This is a genomic window from Vibrio sp. THAF190c (assembly GCF_009363355.1).
GTDB classification, from domain to species: domain Bacteria; phylum Pseudomonadota; class Gammaproteobacteria; order Enterobacterales; family Vibrionaceae; genus Vibrio; species Vibrio fortis_A.
In genome coordinates this window covers 1,441,132-1,457,957 of the sequence record NZ_CP045338.1, presented here as the reverse complement: position 1 = coordinate 1,457,957, position 16,826 = coordinate 1,441,132, and the positions used below count along the sequence as shown (strand labels likewise).

General features: G+C 44.4%; 14 protein-coding genes and 1 riboswitch. Of the genes, 9 read left to right on the top strand and 5 right to left on the bottom strand.

The annotated features are described in order from the left end of the window. Positions 1–39: 39 nt before the first annotated feature. Together FIV04_RS06510 and FIV04_RS06505 are read right to left on the bottom strand one after the other, a co-directional pair. A complete protein-coding gene (locus FIV04_RS06510; protein ID WP_152468617.1) occupies positions 40–735 on the bottom strand; it encodes a response regulator in 696 nt (231 codons plus the stop codon). Next, complete coding sequence (locus FIV04_RS06505) at positions 736–2,400, bottom strand: sensor histidine kinase (protein ID WP_152468616.1); 1,665 nt, start codon at positions 2,398–2,400, stop codon at positions 736–738. Between the two features lie 596 nt (positions 2,401–2,996). Here FIV04_RS06505 and FIV04_RS06500 point away from each other — a divergent pair. From FIV04_RS06500 to FIV04_RS06475, 6 genes are all read left to right on the top strand, one after another. Beyond that, complete coding sequence (locus FIV04_RS06500) at positions 2,997–3,224, top strand: hypothetical protein (RefSeq protein WP_032549176.1); 228 nt, start codon at positions 2,997–2,999, stop codon at positions 3,222–3,224. A gap of 181 nt (positions 3,225–3,405) precedes the next feature. Beyond that, positions 3,406–4,848, top strand: coding sequence for a TolC family protein (locus tag FIV04_RS06495; protein ID WP_152468615.1), 1,443 nt, complete (start codon positions 3,406–3,408; stop codon positions 4,846–4,848). Between the two features lie 3 nt (positions 4,849–4,851). Beyond that, positions 4,852–5,826 (top strand): HlyD family secretion protein, encoded by a 975-nt coding sequence (locus tag FIV04_RS06490; protein WP_152468614.1) that lies wholly within the window; start codon positions 4,852–4,854, stop codon positions 5,824–5,826. Positions 5,827–5,834: 8 nt separating this feature from the next. Next, a complete protein-coding gene (locus FIV04_RS06485) occupies positions 5,835–7,025 on the top strand; it encodes an ABC transporter permease (protein ID WP_152468613.1) in 1,191 nt (396 codons plus the stop codon). After that, positions 7,022–8,185, top strand: a complete 1,164-nt coding sequence (locus tag FIV04_RS06480; RefSeq protein ID WP_152468612.1) for an ABC transporter permease — start codon at positions 7,022–7,024, stop codon at positions 8,183–8,185. The genes FIV04_RS06485 and FIV04_RS06480 overlap by 4 nt, the downstream gene beginning before the upstream one ends. A 632-nt stretch (positions 8,186–8,817) precedes the next feature. Further along, positions 8,818–10,359, top strand: a complete 1,542-nt coding sequence (locus FIV04_RS06475) for a sodium:alanine symporter family protein (RefSeq protein WP_150872251.1) — start codon at positions 8,818–8,820, stop codon at positions 10,357–10,359. Between the two features lie 107 nt (positions 10,360–10,466). On the opposite strand, the gene FIV04_RS06470 is transcribed toward FIV04_RS06475, so the two are convergent. Both FIV04_RS06470 and FIV04_RS26895 read right to left on the bottom strand, forming a co-directional pair. After that, positions 10,467–11,201: a chromosome partitioning protein ParA gene (locus FIV04_RS06470; protein ID WP_152468611.1), complete on the bottom strand. Its 735-nt coding sequence runs from the start codon at positions 11,199–11,201 to the stop codon at positions 10,467–10,469. Between the two features lie 108 nt (positions 11,202–11,309). Next, a complete protein-coding gene (locus FIV04_RS26895) occupies positions 11,310–11,468 on the bottom strand; it encodes a hypothetical protein (protein WP_032549183.1) in 159 nt (52 codons plus the stop codon). A gap of 301 nt (positions 11,469–11,769) precedes the next feature. Continuing rightward, positions 11,770–11,889, top strand: a riboswitch (glycine riboswitch). A 119-nt stretch (positions 11,890–12,008) separates the two neighbouring features. Here FIV04_RS26895 and FIV04_RS06465 point away from each other — a divergent pair. Further along, the gene (locus tag FIV04_RS06465; RefSeq protein WP_152468610.1) at positions 12,009–13,391 is read left to right on the top strand and encodes a sodium:alanine symporter family protein; all 1,383 of its coding nucleotides are present in this window, start codon (positions 12,009–12,011) and stop codon (positions 13,389–13,391) included. Between the two features lie 81 nt (positions 13,392–13,472). On the opposite strand, the gene FIV04_RS06460 is transcribed toward FIV04_RS06465, so the two are convergent. After that, positions 13,473–14,117: a LysE family translocator gene (locus tag FIV04_RS06460; RefSeq protein WP_152468609.1), complete on the bottom strand. Its 645-nt coding sequence runs from the start codon at positions 14,115–14,117 to the stop codon at positions 13,473–13,475. 278 nt (positions 14,118–14,395) lie between these two features. Here FIV04_RS06460 and FIV04_RS06455 point away from each other — a divergent pair, with 278 nt between their 5' ends. After that, complete coding sequence (locus FIV04_RS06455) at positions 14,396–15,868, top strand: carboxypeptidase M32 (protein ID WP_152468608.1); 1,473 nt, start codon at positions 14,396–14,398, stop codon at positions 15,866–15,868. A gap of 75 nt (positions 15,869–15,943) precedes the next feature. Then, entirely contained in the window at positions 15,944–16,819 is an 876-nt protein-coding gene (locus FIV04_RS06450; RefSeq protein WP_152468607.1) for a DMT family transporter, read from the top strand. Positions 16,820–16,826: the final 7 nt, after the last annotated feature.

Genomic DNA, 16,826 nt, shown 5'->3' with positions numbered 1-16,826 from the left:
TTAGATGAATGAGTCGATTCTAGTACGATTCTCAAAAGGTTACCGCGTCGCTTTGTTATAACAACGTTCTGGTCGGCCAACTGAACCATAGTTCAGATCAGCATTCAGTTCACCAGTGGTGATCAAGTATTCAAGATATCGGCGAGCCGTGGTGCGACTTGCGCCTATGCGTTCCCCTGCCTCATCTGCTGTCAGATCTTTCGCTTCGGCACTTTCAAATAGCGCTCGGATTTTATCAAGCGTCACGCCATCAATACCTTTTGGCAGTGTTGCTGCTGGTTTCGAATCTGCTTGATTGGCAGCTTGCAACATCTTATCAACTAAGCCTTGGTTGAGATCAGAAACGCTCTCCAACTCTTCTTGTTGCGAGCGATACTTTTTAAGTGACGCTTCTAAACGTGGAAACATCACAGGCTTAAGCAAATAATCAACAACGCCACCACGCATTGCCTGCTGGAGCGTATCTACATCACGTGCCGCCGTGATTAAGATGACATCACAGCCTTGGTTGTTGCCTCTAACATGATTCAAAATATCTAAACCACAACCGTCAGGTAAGTAGACATCAAGCAGCACAAGGTCAGGCTTTAATATATCCAACTGCATGATCGCCTCAGATTGAGACGTAGCAATCCCAACCACTTCGAACCCGCCCATCTGCTCTAAGTAACGATGGTGCAACTCCGCAATCGCAATATCATCTTCAATGACCATGACTTTAGTGACTGCATTCATTTAACGCTCTTCCTTAAACGATATTTGTTCTTCTTTTGGTAGGTAAACGGTCATCCGTGTACCAAAATCTCTGTTTTCAATCATATCAAGCTGACCTTGGTAACGATCCGCAATCTGCTTAACCAGATACAAGCCCACGCCTCGGTTTTGCTTGGCCTTGCTTGAAACCCCTTTGCGCGTGAGGTCTTCAATGGCTAAACCTTCTGGTAAACCGCATCCTTTATCGTCAACTTCAAGAATCACTTCATTACCATAATCGCTGACCGAAACCTCGATGATACGTCTCGCAGGTGGGAATGATTCTGTCTGGCTGATTGCCATTCGAGTCGCATCAAACGCGTTATCAATCAGGTTCCCCAAGATGGTCACGACGTCATCGGCGTTTAACCACCTTGGCAGCGTTTCTAATCGAGAGCCCTCTTCTACCACCAGCTCTAAACCAATTTCACGAGCTCGCTCTGTTTTGCCAAGCAGCATACCTGCCACAAGAGGCTCTTTAACGGTTTCTCTCAAAAACTCGATAAGGCTCTGATAGTGTGCAGTTTCTTGACCAATTAAATGTTGCACTGCTTCTAGCTCACCCATTTGCAACATACCGCTAATAGTGTTGAGCTTATTGCGATGTTCGTGAGTTTGAGAACGCAGCAGGTCGGCATACTCTTTGGTTTGCGAGAGCTGCTCGGTGAGATCGTTGATCTCATCTCTCAATCTAAAACTCGACACTGCACCAACCACTTCCCCCGCTACAACGATTGGGCTGCGGTTTGCGATAATGCGCTTATTGTTTAGATAAAGCTCAATATCGTGGTCCGACTGACCACTCGACAATAGTTGCTCAAGGTCACTATTCGGCACTACCTGAGAAAACGGTTTATTAAGTGAAGACTCTCTATCAATAGAAAGAATATCGCAGGCACTCTTGTTGATTGAGCGAAGAACACCGTGGTCGTCGATACTCAAAATACCTTCTTTCACCGTGCTCATAGTGACATCAAGCTCAACATACAGACGACCGATCTCTTCAGGTTCAAAACCAAGGATTGCTCTCTGGAAACGTCTTGAGACATAACTAGAAATCAAGGCATTCACTGCCACAACCAACAATGCCATGATGATCAAGAACGCCAAATAGGGCTCGATTCTATCTTGTAGAGAGTCAAGCAGATAACCAACTGACACCACCCCAATGATTTCGCCATTCGAGTCTTTAACTGCCGATTTACCACGAACAGAAAGCCCCAACGAACCCTTGGCTGTCGACACATAGGACTCACCGAAAACCAGTGCTTTTTGGTTGTCTCCCCCTCGCATCGGCTTACCTAATCTTTCATCGACAGGGTGAACAAGGCGAATTCCCTGTTCATCGCCAATCACAATGAATGCTGCGCCAATTAGATGGGTTAAGTTGCGGAAGCGTTGTTGATGTTCAGAATCTAACTGAGACAAGAGATCAGGGTTACTTGAGTGGCGTTGGATCAGTTCGATAACACGTGGTGATTCGGAAAGGAACTCGGCTACCCCTAAGGCTTTGAGCCCCATCTCTTCTTCTTGGGAGTGTTTAATGTAGGCAAAGCCAGCCGCGCTAAGAATCAACAACTCGACTAACCCTGTCACTGTCATAATAATCAGCAATCTTTTTCTAAAGCTGATACTGCTCCACTTCATCGACACCTACTCCCTATGCGATCTAACAATGTTAACACCAAGTTAATTATGAGAGATTTCAAAGGTTCAGATTTGTGACTAAAGCGCATGTTATTAACAGAGTTTTTAATCTAAAAACGACTGACTTCAGATTTAGACCAAACCTCAAAATCGTTTTTTAGAAATTCTTAGCTCTTACACTCAGTTACCTGATTAATTGTTGACCTAGATCACTCCGATTTTAGCTGTTTTTTAGGTTGGTTATAAAAAATACAATTATACTAGTTGCACATAATAAATTAAGCATAAAGCTATCAATCAAGAGACGCCGTTTCTCTTGATAGTAGACACAACGAAACAAGTAACACATTGGTAACAATTAGCGATTATCGTATGTGTCACACGAGCACGTAGGAAATGAGCCCACCTACGTTAATGTGGAAGAATTACCCTATTGATATGGGTCGACTTTCCACCAAAATCACAACAACAAAAGAGGTAGTCTTTAGTTCTCAGACACTCCAATAATAAATGCTGATTGGCAAAAGTGACGCAGTCGATTTCAAAAACGGATTAAAAACATAACGTAATAACATTGTTGAAAAGGAAACCAGGCAATGAAACGCGATTCTTTTGGAATTTGCCTTACTAAGGCTATGCTGTTCAAAAACTTACAATCGACATTTACGCACGTCAGAGCTTACGAAAAAGATGCTACTTCGCCACTTGATCTAAAAGTGTTATTGGCGTTCCCCCAAATGTCCGGAAGAGATTTGCTTCAAACAATGCAAGGTTCGCGTCACCTAGTTTGGCGTGCAGACCACCACTGCCCAGGCTTTGATTAGAACATTTTCATTTTAAAACAATCACTTCTATACTTATTTAAAGAGCACGTTCTAACGTGCTCTTTCTATTTCTAATGCAACACCGCATCTAGACTGAACGTAATAGATAATTGCTCAATCAGTTCAAGACAAATTCGGATCAGCCTGTTAACATTAGAGTTATTACTCTAATTTGGTAAGTATGAAGATGACATCACCAAAATTCAGACCAAAATTTTCACTGACCGCACTGCTAATAAGCTGTGTGAGTTCGGCCAGTTTTGCCGCGCCTCTCTCCTTTCCTGATGCGTGGGATCTGCTACAGCAAAACAATAATTCTCTGGCAGCACAGCAAGCAAACGTAGAGCGCTATCAGCACCTTCAAAATGCAACTGGCAGCCTCAATTTACCTTCTGTTACCTTAGGTGCAAACTACACACACCTCGACAGCGATGTCACTATCAATGGCGAGCAGTTTGCGGATAGCTTGAGTGGAGTACCCAGTTTAGGTGCACTAGGTCCAGTATTGCAGCCTATTCTCGGCAGTTTAGGCGGCATCACTTCAACCATTACAGAACAAGACATTTTTAGTTCTTCTATTCGTGCTGTGTGGCCTATCTTCACTGGTGGTCGAATTACTGCAGCTCAAACTGCGGCTGAAGGCCAGAGTGAAGAAGCGCAAAGTCAGTTCTTGATGGAGAAACAAGCGCGCTACGAAGATCTTACCAAGTACTACTTCTCTGTGATTTTGGCGCAAGATGTAGTCCAAACCCGTTTAGCGGTAGAAGCCGGCTTAACTCAGCACCGAGATTTCGCGATTAAGCTGGAAGAGCAAGGTCAGATTGCGCGTGTAGAACGATTACAAGCAGACGCCTCTCTCGATAAAGCAATCGTCGAGAGAACCAAAGCTCAAAACGACCTTAAAATCGCCCAGCTTGCATTAACTCAGATTCTTGGCCTTTCAGAAACTGTTGAGCCATCAGAAGCCCTGTTCATCAACAACAACCTGCCAAATATGGACACCTTTGTTGACCAGACATTGACGACCTATCCAGGTTTGAGCATTTTAGACGCCAAAGAGAAGCAAGCGAGCAGCCTAATTAAAGCCGAGAAAGGCAAATACTATCCAGAAGTTTACCTATACGGTGACTACAGCCTGCATGAAGATGACTCACTTGCGAGTGAAATGAAACCCGACTGGTTAGTAGGAATTGGGGTCAATGTACCTCTTATCGATACGTCAGGTCGCTCAGACAAGGTTGCTGCTGCGCACAGTGCGGTTTCACAAGTTCAATATCTAAAGTCACAAGCAAAACAAGACCTCACTGTATTGGTTCAAAAAACCTATCTTGAGGCGCAACAGGCTGTAGAAGAAGTTCAAGGTCTCAACTCAAGCCTTTCTCTTGCACAAGAAAACCTATCGCTACGTAAAAAAGCTTTCAACCAAGGTCTCTCTACATCGCTAGAAGTAGTTGATGCTGAGCTATATCTGGCAAGCATCAAAACTCAACAATCGGTCGCTCGCTTTCAATACCTAGTATCTCTAAACAAACTATTAGCGCTAAGCAGCGAGATGAATACATTCCCAAGCTATTCAACCTCTGCCGTTTATCCAAGTGCTCACAACACCAATACAAAAGGGTGATTCATGAAATCAGTTAAACCACTTATCGCTTCAATCATCGGTATTGGCATTGTCGGTTGGGTTGGGTACAGCTTTTATCAAGCATACCTGCCACAGCCTGTTAAGATTCAAGGCCAGATCGACGCTCAGCAATACAGCATCTCTTCCAAAGTGCCAGGGCGTATTGACCAAGTGTTCGTTCGAAAGGGTGACACCGTAGAAAAAGGTCAATTGGTCTTCTCACTACTGAGCCCTGAGATCGATGCAAAGCTAGAGCAAGCAAAAGCCGGAGAGAAAGCAGCTGGCGCGCTTGCACAAGAAGCCGAGAAAGGCGCACGTGAGCAGCAAATACAAGCAGCGAAAGACCAATGGCTAAAAGCAAAGGCTGCCGCTGACTTGATGGAGAAGACTTACCAACGAGTTAATAACCTCTATAAAGATGGTGTCGTCGCTGAACAAAAGCGTGACGAAGCGAAAACTCAATGGCAAGCAGCGAAATATACAGAAAGTGCCGCGCTTCAAATGTATAAGCTGGCTCAAGAAGGAGCTCGTGATGAAACCAAAGTCGCAGCAGCTCAAAGAGCGTTAATGGCTGCAGGCGCCGTTGCCGAGGTTGAGGCTTACGCCAAAGATACACAAATCCACAGTTGGTTTAATGGTGAAGTTGCTCAAGTGCTATTAAGCAGTGGTGAACTGGCACCTCAAGGTTTCCCTGTTGTCACTGTTATCGACACGCAAGACGCGTGGGCTGTGCTCAATGTTCGAGAAGACCACCTCAAGTACTTCGAAAAAGGATCCCAGTTCAATGCTTACCTTCCTGCACTTGATAAAAACGTAACATTCGAAGTGAGTCATATTGCCGTCATGGGTGATTTTGCGACTTGGCGCTCAACAGATGCCGCACAAGGCTTTGACCTAAGAACATTTGAAATTGAAGCTCGCCCAGTCGATAACAACGATACGTTACGCATGGGTATGAGTTTGGTCGTTGAATTGTAAGGTCAATTATGTCCTATTCTCCTCAACCCAGCGAAGTTGAAGCCACTGATAACGAATTTGTGCGTCAGTGGCGAATCGTGCGCAAAGACAAATGGTTGCTATCTAGCCTCACTTGGATACCACTACTTCTGGTAGCGAGTATCTGGTTGATTTTCTCTCAAGGTATTGCTCGCGATCTGCCTGTTGCGGTGGTGAACTTAAATCATGGTCAGCTTTCACAGCAGTTTGTTCGTTTAGTGGATGCCTCACCAACGCTGGCGGTCACGCAAAAATACACAGATATTAGCCAAGCAAAACAAGCCATGGTCAAGCGTGATATTTATGGCTACGTGATCATCCCTAAACATTTTGAGCGCGATATTTACCTTGGACTGAACCCTAAGGTTTCTGTGTTCTATAACAGCCAGTTTATCCTGATTGGTAAGCTGGTCAATTCGGCTCTGTTACAAGCACAAGGAACGTTTAATGCTCAAGTGGAAGTCGCTAAGCAGTTATCTCATGGCGACAAAACGGTGAAATCGGCACTTGGCCAAGCAGTGACAATCCAAAGTCAGATTACCCCGTTATTCAATAAGAACACCAGCTATTCGCAGTTCTTAGTATCGGCGATCATCCCTGCCCTTTGGCAGATCATGATTGTCGTCGGAACCATATTGGTTTTGGCTGCCAATTGTCGTGAAAGAGTGTTGAAAAAATGGCTCGGTACATCGACAGTCAAAGCACTTACCTCGACATTGCTGCCTTACGCTCTGCTGTTCTTAGTGTTTGGTATCAGCTTTATGGCTTGGTTTTACGTATTTTTGGATTGGCCTTATCATGGGAGTTTCACACCTCTGATATTCACACAACTGATCACCGTCATTTGTTGCATGATCATGGGTAGTGCTTTCTTCTTTTTGACACTCGATCCCGCGAGAGCCATGAGCTTTGCAGGTGCATTCACCGCACCAAGCTTTGCATTCATGGGGATCACCTTTCCAGTAACAGACATGAATGCCGCCGCGCAAGCGTGGCGCAGTCTGCTGCCGATTAGTCATTACATTGAAGCTCAAACCGCACTGTCCAGTTATGGCATCAATGCAGCGCAAACGATAATGCAGCTGCTACCGATGTTCGGCTACGTGATTCCAGCTATCATCACACTGCTTCTGATCCGTAAACATTTGAACGCACAACCAGTGAATGGAGCCGTACAATGAAACCAGTCAGCTTCATCGAACTCATTAAGCACGAGCTCTTAGCCGTCGTCCGAAACCCAGTCGTCTTATTGACCGTCTTTGGTGGAGTGATTTTCTACTCTTTTCTCTATCCTTTGCCTTATGCGCAACAGACCCCTGAGCAACTAAAAGCCTCAGTGGTCAACTTGGATGGTAGCCAGAGCAGTTATCAACTAGAGCGTATGGTTGATGCCACACCTCAAATTAACATCACTCGCCGTGATTTTAGTCTCGCTGACGCTAAACAAGCGCTACTGAATCAGGAAATTGGTGGCTTTTTGGTGATTCCAGAGAATTTCTACAAAGATTTGCTGCTAGGTAAAAGCCCAACGCTGTCGTATGCGGGCGATGCTTCGTTCTTTCTTGTGTACGGTACTATCATCGAGGGCTTGGCTAAAGCGGGCGGCACACTCGCCGCACAGGTCAAAGTCAGCCACCTACTCGTTGAAGGCGTACCGTTAGAAACTGCGGCCAATGGGTATAACGCATTCAGTCTAAACCTGAAACCAACGTTTAACAGTCGTATGGGCTACATAGATTACGTTGTACCAGCGGTTTTTGTTTTGATACTTCAGCAAACCCTCGCGATGGCATCTGGCTTAATTGGCGCAACCCAAAATAGCCAAGCAACCTCAGGATATTGGTCACGGGTTTCAAGCTTAAAGCTAATTGTCGCTCGTTGCTGTGTACTCGTGGGCATCTATTACCTACTCGCTATGTATTACTTTGGGGCGAGTTTCGATTTCTACGGCATCAACTCACTGGCAACTCATGGTCAATTACTCACACTACTGCTCCCATTCTTAGTCGGTAGCTGCTTAGTTGGTATCTTGATTGGTGAATTTGTGCCAAGAAGAGAATGGGTCACTGTCGTTGTTTTGATCAGTTCTATGCCTTTGATTTTCTCCTCAGGCTTTATATGGCCTGTTGAGATGATGCCAACTTGGCTGGTTGGACTGTCGCAACTCTTTCCAAGTACCCCAGCAATACAAGGCTTTCTTGGGATAAATCAGATGGACGCCACTTGGCAAGATATAGCGCCACAGTGGACCTTATTATGGGGACAAGTCGCGCTTTGGTCTTCATTATTAGCGGTTAAGTTGTTTCACAAATCTCAGAAACGAACCGCTGGGTATAACTAATAACTACTAGCAATAAGCTTTGTGGTTTATAAAAATAACGTACACTAACAATTACTTCTCAAAAGGCCCTTTATTATAAAGGGCTTTTTTATTCGCCAAATATAAAGTAACACCGGTAAATAGCTCTAACTTTTATACAGCCAAAATATAAGATTTACCGACTGCGACTTACTGACTTCTACCGTCAGTTTTTTACCGCACCAATGGCCATTTCAAGAAGCTCAAAACACTCCCTTTAGCAACATGGTCAACACAATTTCACAGGTTTGGCTCAACATGCAAACTGATGTCCATTCTAAAAGGCCAATAGTCGCAATTTCAAAACAATGACTTACTGAAAACGATGACTGAGCCCAAACAAATGTAAATTAATTGTAAAAAAATCTTTAATGCCATTATTTTTATGTATAGGATTATCAACAAGGTCAGTTATAAAAATAGAACGACCTTACTCACACAGAGAAGCTATATCCATATAAAACTTGTTCAGTAATTATATTTATTCGAAGTATTGAGTTGGTTACAAGCCGTTTGTTGCCAACCAAATGAATAGATAACTTGTTGAAAATAAAAGTTAATAGAAAGCAAGCTCAACAGCAGTAAATAAAATTTAGTAAAATACAGGGAAAACCATGAAAAACATAAGAGCATTATTTTTAGGGTTTATATTATTATTCAGTTCCACCGCATTTGCAGAAGAAGGGTCATTTAATCAAACAATCAGTAATTTAAGCCAAAGTATTGATGGTTTTTTCAACGAATATACTGGATGGTTCGTTGGATTAATATTCAAAAGTGTGCCAGTTGGCGAGGCTAACTTCCCAATCATTGTTGGTTGGTTATTGCTCGCTGCACTCATCTTTACTGTTTATTTTGGCTTCGTTCAATTTAAGCGCGTGGGTATGGCCATCGACATTATTCGAGGCAAATACACAGATCCTAACTCCAAAGAAGACGGCGAGGTTTCTCACTTTCAAGCGTTAGCTACTGCCCTTTCCGGAACCGTCGGCCTTGGTAACATCGCAGGTGTAGGTGCTGCTCTAGCAATTGGTGGTCCAGGTGCAACATTCTGGATGATTTTGTGTGGCCTGCTTGGTATGGCATCAAAATTCTGTGAGTGTACGTTAGGTGTTAAATACCGCACCATCTTACCTTCAGGTGTTGTATCTGGTGGTCCAATGTACTACCTAAGCCAGGGTCTAAGCGAGCGTGGCATGGGCGGACTAGGTAAAGCACTGGCTATCGGCTTTGCTCTAATGTGTATTCTGGGCTCTCTGGGTGGCGGCAACATGTTCCAAGCCAACCAAGCTCACGCAATGCTAACTTACGCATTCGACATTCCAAGCGAGTACGGCATCATTACAGGCTTTGTTCTAGCTGGTTTGGTTTTCTCTGTAATTGTTGGTGGTATGCCTTCGATTGCTTCTGTAACTGAGCGTGTTGTACCTTGGATGGCAGCGCTATACATCGGTATGGCTCTTATTGTTATCGGTTCTAACCTTGATCAAGTAGGCCCTGCTTTCAGCGCTATCTTTACTGGTGCATTTACTGGTGAAGGTGTTGTAGGTGGCTTCATTGGTGCCCTAATCCAAGGTTTGAAACGTGCTACATTCTCGAACGAAGCTGGTGTAGGTTCTGCTGCGATTGCTCACTCTGCGGTTAAAACTAAAGAACCAATCACGGAAGGTCTTGTTTCACTACTAGAACCGTTCGTTGATACCGTTGTAATCTGTACAATGACAGCACTTGTTATCACTATCGCAGGTCTAAACACAGGTCCATTCGATGGTTCAGGTCTAACAGGTGTAACACTAACAGCCGCTTCGTTTACTGAAACAGCTGGCTTCTTCAAATACACCCTTGCTCTTGCTGTTATCATGTTCGCTTTCTCGACTATGATCTCTTGGTCTTACTACGGTCTGAAAGCATGGACTTACCTATTCGGTGAAGGCAAAACAACTGAGCTTGTGTTCAAAGTGATGTTCTGTGTGTTCGTTGTAATTGGCGCGACAATTCAGTTTGGTGCGGTAATCGACTTCTCAGATGCAGCTATCTTCGCGATGTCTATCTTCAACATCCTTGGTCTTTACTTCCTAATGCCTGTTGTGAAAAAAGAACTTCAGTCATTCGTAGCTCGAGTGAAATCAGGCGAAATCAAAACATACGGAAAATAGAATCTTGTTTTAACAACAGGTCCCTATTGACCAAATAACAAAAAGTCCATATCAAGCAATGATATGGACTTTTTTTGTTTAATTGAATGTAGAAAAAGTAAGAAGGATTACAGTCCAATCTCTTCAGTCAGATCTTTGATTTGCTGAAGGTCCATTCTATGAACTTCTATCATCTGTCTAATGTCGCTCAAACGAGAGTTAGCAGCATCAAGCTTATCACAAGAGTCTGATTTTGCGTCCCAAGATGTACCCTCAAGGAACGTATCACACTGCTTCTTAAGCGGCTTTAGGTTAGGCTCTAATCTATCACGTTCTGCCTCTAACGCTTCAAGCGCTTGGGTGATTTGTAACTCTTTACGGAACAGTTCACGTGAGCGCTCAAACATGGTCGATTGCATGTCCGCTTGGCGGTTGAGTTTTTGATTATTTTGTTCTGACTGCTCTAGTGCTACTTTTTGTTCATTCAGTTGTTGCTCCAACGAGTAATTGGCCTTTTCGAGAACAGCGGTCTGCTTTGTTATCTCATCCAATTCTTTCTGGTGCGCTTCAGCTTGTTTTTGCAGAGCTGCTTCAACTTGGTTACCAATTTCTGAGTCAACTTTAGCTACCTTAGCTTCAACTTGTGTCACCAACTGCTGCTTACTGTTCTTCAACTCTTGATAGCGAGACTCCAAGACTTGATAGGTTGACTCCCACTTCGATGCTGTGACCGAAGAGCCAATCAGACCTCCAAGGGCTAAGCCCATAACGGCGGCAATACCAATGTATAGCTGGCTGCATTTGTCACGTTCTTCTATGACAACCACTTCGTCTTGTTCATTCTGCCCAGATTGTTGGCTCACAGGGTTACTCCAATTCATTAAAGGTTACAATGTCACTGCAAAGTTAACAGCAACAAGTACTACTCTTGGCTGTGGCATACTTCCACCTAATGAAGTCACCAGTCAGCTTCAGCGTGTTAGCTCGGAAAACATCAAGCTTGCGGTATACAACAAAAAGCCACCTACGATGACAATCACTACGCTTTTCTGCACTTTTTCGTTGGTCCGATAACGAAACAGCACAAACGCCAACGCCAATAAAAAAACAATTGCGATTAGTCGAGTCATAACTCCTCCTTGTTTCTCTATTTTATACCATTTAAATAAGCAAGTTACGTCAGAGTCACGTTGTTTGATCATTTAGTTGAACAAGATTTGTGCAAACAGATATTTTACTACTGACATCACACTTTTTCTGATCTAGGATACGCGTACAGATTACCTATTCATCTAGGTAATTGTTCCGATGAAGACTGCAGGAGAGTGGTTTTTAACTAAATTCTAACATTTGGTTAGATTGACCCGCCGAAGAAGTAAATCTTTCAGGTGCTTTGTGCTGATGAAAATCAGAAAAGCGAGGACTGTCGTTGGAGGAACCTCTGGAGAGAACCGTTAAATCGGTCGCCGAAGGAGCAAGCTTAGAGACCAAAACTTCTCAGTAAGTTTTTCGCTAAGTGAAACTCTCAGGCAAAAGGACAGAGGAGTGGAAAGCAACAACCTTAATTCAGAACACTAACTACAGTAATAATGTATTAAGTGGTGCGATCTCTTTGATCAGCACTGCCCTTTCACTCTTCTCCTTAAATTTTTATTTATTAAGGGGAACCTATGAACTATCTACAAGAAACATTACAAACCATCAACCAACTTGTTTGGGGACCACCGCTGCTTGCTTTGCTCGTTGGTACAGGTATCTACTTTACTTTTCGCTTAGGCTTACTCCAGTTTAGACACCTGCCAACTGCTCTGAAGATGGTGTTCACCAAAGATAAATCTGGTCATGGTGATGTTTCTAGCTTTGCTGCTTTATGTACCGCCCTTTCTGCGACTATTGGTACTGGTAACATTGTTGGTGTTGCTACTGCTATTAAACTTGGTGGACCGGGTGCGCTTTTCTGGATGTGGCTCGCTGCCCTGTTCGGTATGGCGACTAAGTATGCAGAGTGTCTTCTTGCCGTTAAATATCGCAAAGTCGATAGTAAAGGTGAGATGGTCGGCGGACCAATGTACTACCTACAATACGGTGTTGGTTCTCGTATCTTAGCGGTTCTATTCGCTGTATTTGCACTTGGCGTAGCCTGTTTTGGTATCGGTACTTTCCCGCAAGTGAACGCGATTCTCGACGCAACAGAAATCTCTTTTGGTGCCTCTCGTGAGCTATCTGCGGTCGTACTTACTCTACTTGTTGCTGTTGTAACCCTTGGCGGTATCCAGTCTATCGCTAAAGTAGCCGGTAAAGTCGTTCCAACGATGGCTGTCATGTACATCGTCGCATGTATGAGTGTTCTGCTATCGAACGCAGATCAACTGTTAGATGCGGTTAGCCTAGTGATCACTTCAGCGTTTACCAATACTGCTGCAACTGGTGGTTTCTTGGGAGCGAGCATCATGCTAGCAATTCAATCGGGTATTGCTCGTGGTGTATTCTCGAACGAATCCGGCCTAGGTAGTGCACCTATGGCTGCAGCAGCAGCGAAGACCGATTCATGTGTTAAGCAAGGTCTTATCTCTATGACGGGTACCTTCTTCGACACTATCATCATCTGTACAATGACAGGTTTGGCACTTATCTTAACAGGTGCTTGGCAAACGGATCTTTCAGGTGCAGCGATGACCACACACGCCTTTGCTGTTGGTCTTAATGCCGACACAATTGGTCCAATGCTAGTGTCTGTTGGTCTGATCTTCTTTGCTTTCACGACTATTCTAGGTTGGAACTACTACGGTGAGCGCTGTGTTGTATTCCTGTTTGGTACCAAAGCGGTTCTACCATACAAGGTTATCTTTATTGCATTGGTTGCATCGGGTGCCTTCCTAAAACTCGACGTGATTTGGCTACTAGCAGACATCGTCAATGGTTTGATGGCAGTTCCGAACCTAATCGGTTTGATCTTGCTACGCCAAGTCGTGATTGAAGAAACGAAACAGTTCTTTAATCAAATGACAATGAAAGGCGAACCGAAGAGCACACGTAAGCCGTCGATGGTTTAAGCGAGTAGATTGGTAATATCGAATATACAAAAAAGCCGAACTAGAACACTTCGGCTTTCTTTTATCTCAAACATTCAGTTATTAAGCTGTTGGCGTTGGTGGCTCTTCCAGCATCAACTTGATACCTAGTGAAATCAATACGGCGCCCGTCACGCCTTCCATCCAACCAATCACTTTAGGGCTCTTGAATAGCTGTTTTGCTGAACCTACTGCACCAGCGATGCCACACTGCCAAATCATAGCAATCATAAAGTGGATTCCGGCCATCAACATCGACTGCATAAATGGCGAACCATGAGGGTCAATAAACTGCGGTAAGAATGCTAGATAAAAGACCGCTGTTTTAGGGTTCAACACATTAGAGAGAAAGCCCTCTCTAAGAGAGCGAGATACGCTCAGTTGTTCATGTTTTGCGTCTGATACCTCAAACCCTGCATTGCCTTTGAAGACACCATAAAGGCTAGAAGCACCTAACCAGATCAGATACGCCGCACCAATCAGCTTAACGGTTTGAAACAGCTCTGCAGATTGCAGAAGAATCGCTGAAATGCCGATCGCCGAGAAAGTCGCATGCACAAACAAACCTAAACAAACACCAAAACTTGTTACCGCACCATCTCTCATCCCAGAGCGGGTGGTGTTACGAATCACCACAGCTGTATCTAACCCGGGCGTTAAAGTCAAAATGGTGATCGCCACAATAAAGGCTTCAAAGTTCAGTATCATAACCGCATCCTTGCAAAATAAACTCTTAGCTTGACCGCTGATATCTGAAGTGAATAAAACAGAGGCAAAGCATCATCAATATGCTGCAGATTAACTCAATTCATCCTCGCTTGTTAAGCTTTGTATTACCCCTACCCGATTATTTTATAAAACCTTTGGTCTTCTGCCCTCCATGTGGTTTACAAATTATTTACAACCAAGGTCGCTTTGTAGAACAAACCTATTGGTCACTATGGCGTTGGTTGCTAAACTATTTCTTTTATTCTCAGGGAATTATGATGAGCGCATTCAAAAAACTGGTTGAACATTCTCAAAAATGTTCACGCTTCCAACATTTATCTGCAATTTGTGGCTGGGACGCCGCATCTATGATGCCTGCAGGTGGTAACCAAGCACGTAGTGAAGCGATGGCAGAGCTATCCGTTCATATTCACGGTCTAATGACGCAACCTCAATTAGCTGACTGGATCGCAAACGCTGAGAATGAAAACTTAAATGCAGAACAAAAATCGTCACTGCGTGAGATTAAAAGACAATGGCAACAAGCAAACCTTCTTCCTGAAAAGCTAGTGCAAGCTAAATCTCTCGCGGGCTCAAAGTGTGAGCATGCTTGGCGAACACAGCGCGGCGAAAATGACTGGGTTGGTTTCGAGAAAAACTGGCGTGAAGTTGTCGAACTTTCTCGTGAAGAAGCACAAATCAGAGCCGACGCAGCAAACTTAACACCTTATGACGCAATGCTGGATATCTACGAGCCGGGCACCAGCTCTGCCTCTCTTGATGCTCTGTTCAGCGATGTAAAAACATGGCTTCCTGGCTTGATTGATCAAGTTATCGAGAAGCAATCGACGGAACAACTCATCGCTCCTACTGGCCACTACCCAACAGACAAGCAAAAAGCGCTTGGCCTTGAGGTGATGAAACTGCTCAAGTTCGACTTTGAACATGGTCGACTAGATGAAAGTGTTCACCCATTCTGTGGCGGCGTGCCTTCAGATGTGCGTATCACAACCCGCTACGATGAATCAGAGTTTGTTCAATCACTAATGGGCATTGTTCATGAAACTGGCCACGCTCGCTACGAACAAGGTTTACCAAAAGCACTAGCAGGCACACCAGCAGGCGAAGCGCGCTCAATGGGTATTCATGAGTCTCAATCTCTGTTCTTTGAAATGCAAGTTGGTAGAAGCGATGCTTTTATTGCACATTTAGCTCGTATGGCTGGTAATCAATTCAGTGGTCCAGAGTTCGAGCAAGAGAACTTCAAGAAGATCTACACCCGTGTTAAGAAAGACTTTATCCGTGTTGATGCCGATGAGCTAACCTACCCTGCACACGTTATCCTGCGCTATGAAATTGAACGCGATTTGATTAACGGCGCCATCAAACATACGGACGTACCTGAGCTGTGGAACCAAAAGATGCAAGATTACCTAGGGCTTAGTACTCAAGGTAATTTCACTAATGGCTGTATGCAGGATATTCACTGGACAGACGGCGCATTTGGCTACTTCCCTAGTTACACATTAGGTGCAATGTACGCAGCGCAGTTTATGGCAGCAATGAAGCAAACTGTTGATGTTGACCAAGTGATTCAATCTGGCGATCTAACTCCGATCTTTAGCTGGTTAGAGAGCAACATCTGGAGCAAAGGAAGCCTGCTAACCACCGACGAGTTGGTGAAAGGCGCGACAGGTGAAACGCTGAATGCCAAGTTCTTCCAAGATCACTTGAAAGCTCGCTACCTATAAAACCGTAGTCGAAATCAATACCGAGCAGCGCAATTCACACGCTGCTCCTTTTCTCCTTCCCAAGGAACGATAACCATGGAATGGATCCTATTCACTGTGCTTGCCGCTTCTAGCCAAGCATGGAGAAACGCTTTTCAAAGCCGCTTAAGTCAAACCTTGAACGTTTCAGGAGTAACGCTTGCGCGTTTTCTTTGGGCAAGCCCTCTCGCCCTAATCTACTTGTTCTGCCTCTACCAATACCAAGATGCCCCAATGCCAACCTTCACTGGGCACTCTTACTTCTTTCTGGCAGGCGCTTCTATTATGCAGATCGTCGCCACAGGTTTAATGGTGGTGCTGTTTAAGCAGCGCAACTTTGCGATTGGTGCTGGGCTGGCAAAAAGTGAAGCCCCTGTGTCCGCACTGTTGGGGATGCTGTTTTTCGGCACTTCACTAACATTACTCGGTTGGGTTGGCGTCGCTTTTGGTATGGTCGCGGTATTTCTGCTTAGTTGTGCCAATGGTGTTCGCAGTGTATCTCTAAAGACGGCTTCAATCGGCCTCGCTTGTAGCACCGCTTTCGCTCTCACTTCGCTATGGATCCGTGAGGCGAGCTTGAGCCTGAACTTACCATTCCCGCACAGTGCAGCGTGGGTTTTGTTCATTGTAATTCTGACGCAAACCCTACTGCTATTAACGTATTTGCTTTTAAAAGACCGCGATACATTGAAACTGATGTTCACCAAACCCAAATTGGTGATCATGACCAGTATCGCGAGCTTTGTCGGTTCACTTGGTTGGTTTAGTGCAATGTCGCTGCAGGCAGTGCCTTATGTAAAAACTCTCGGGCAAATCGAAGTGTTCTTCACCATGCTCATTTCGATATTCTGGCTGAAAGAGCCGGTTAAGAATAAAGACATGCTTGCCCTATTCTTTATCGCGATTGCGGCCATCTTGGTGATGTGGCAATAGTTGATTG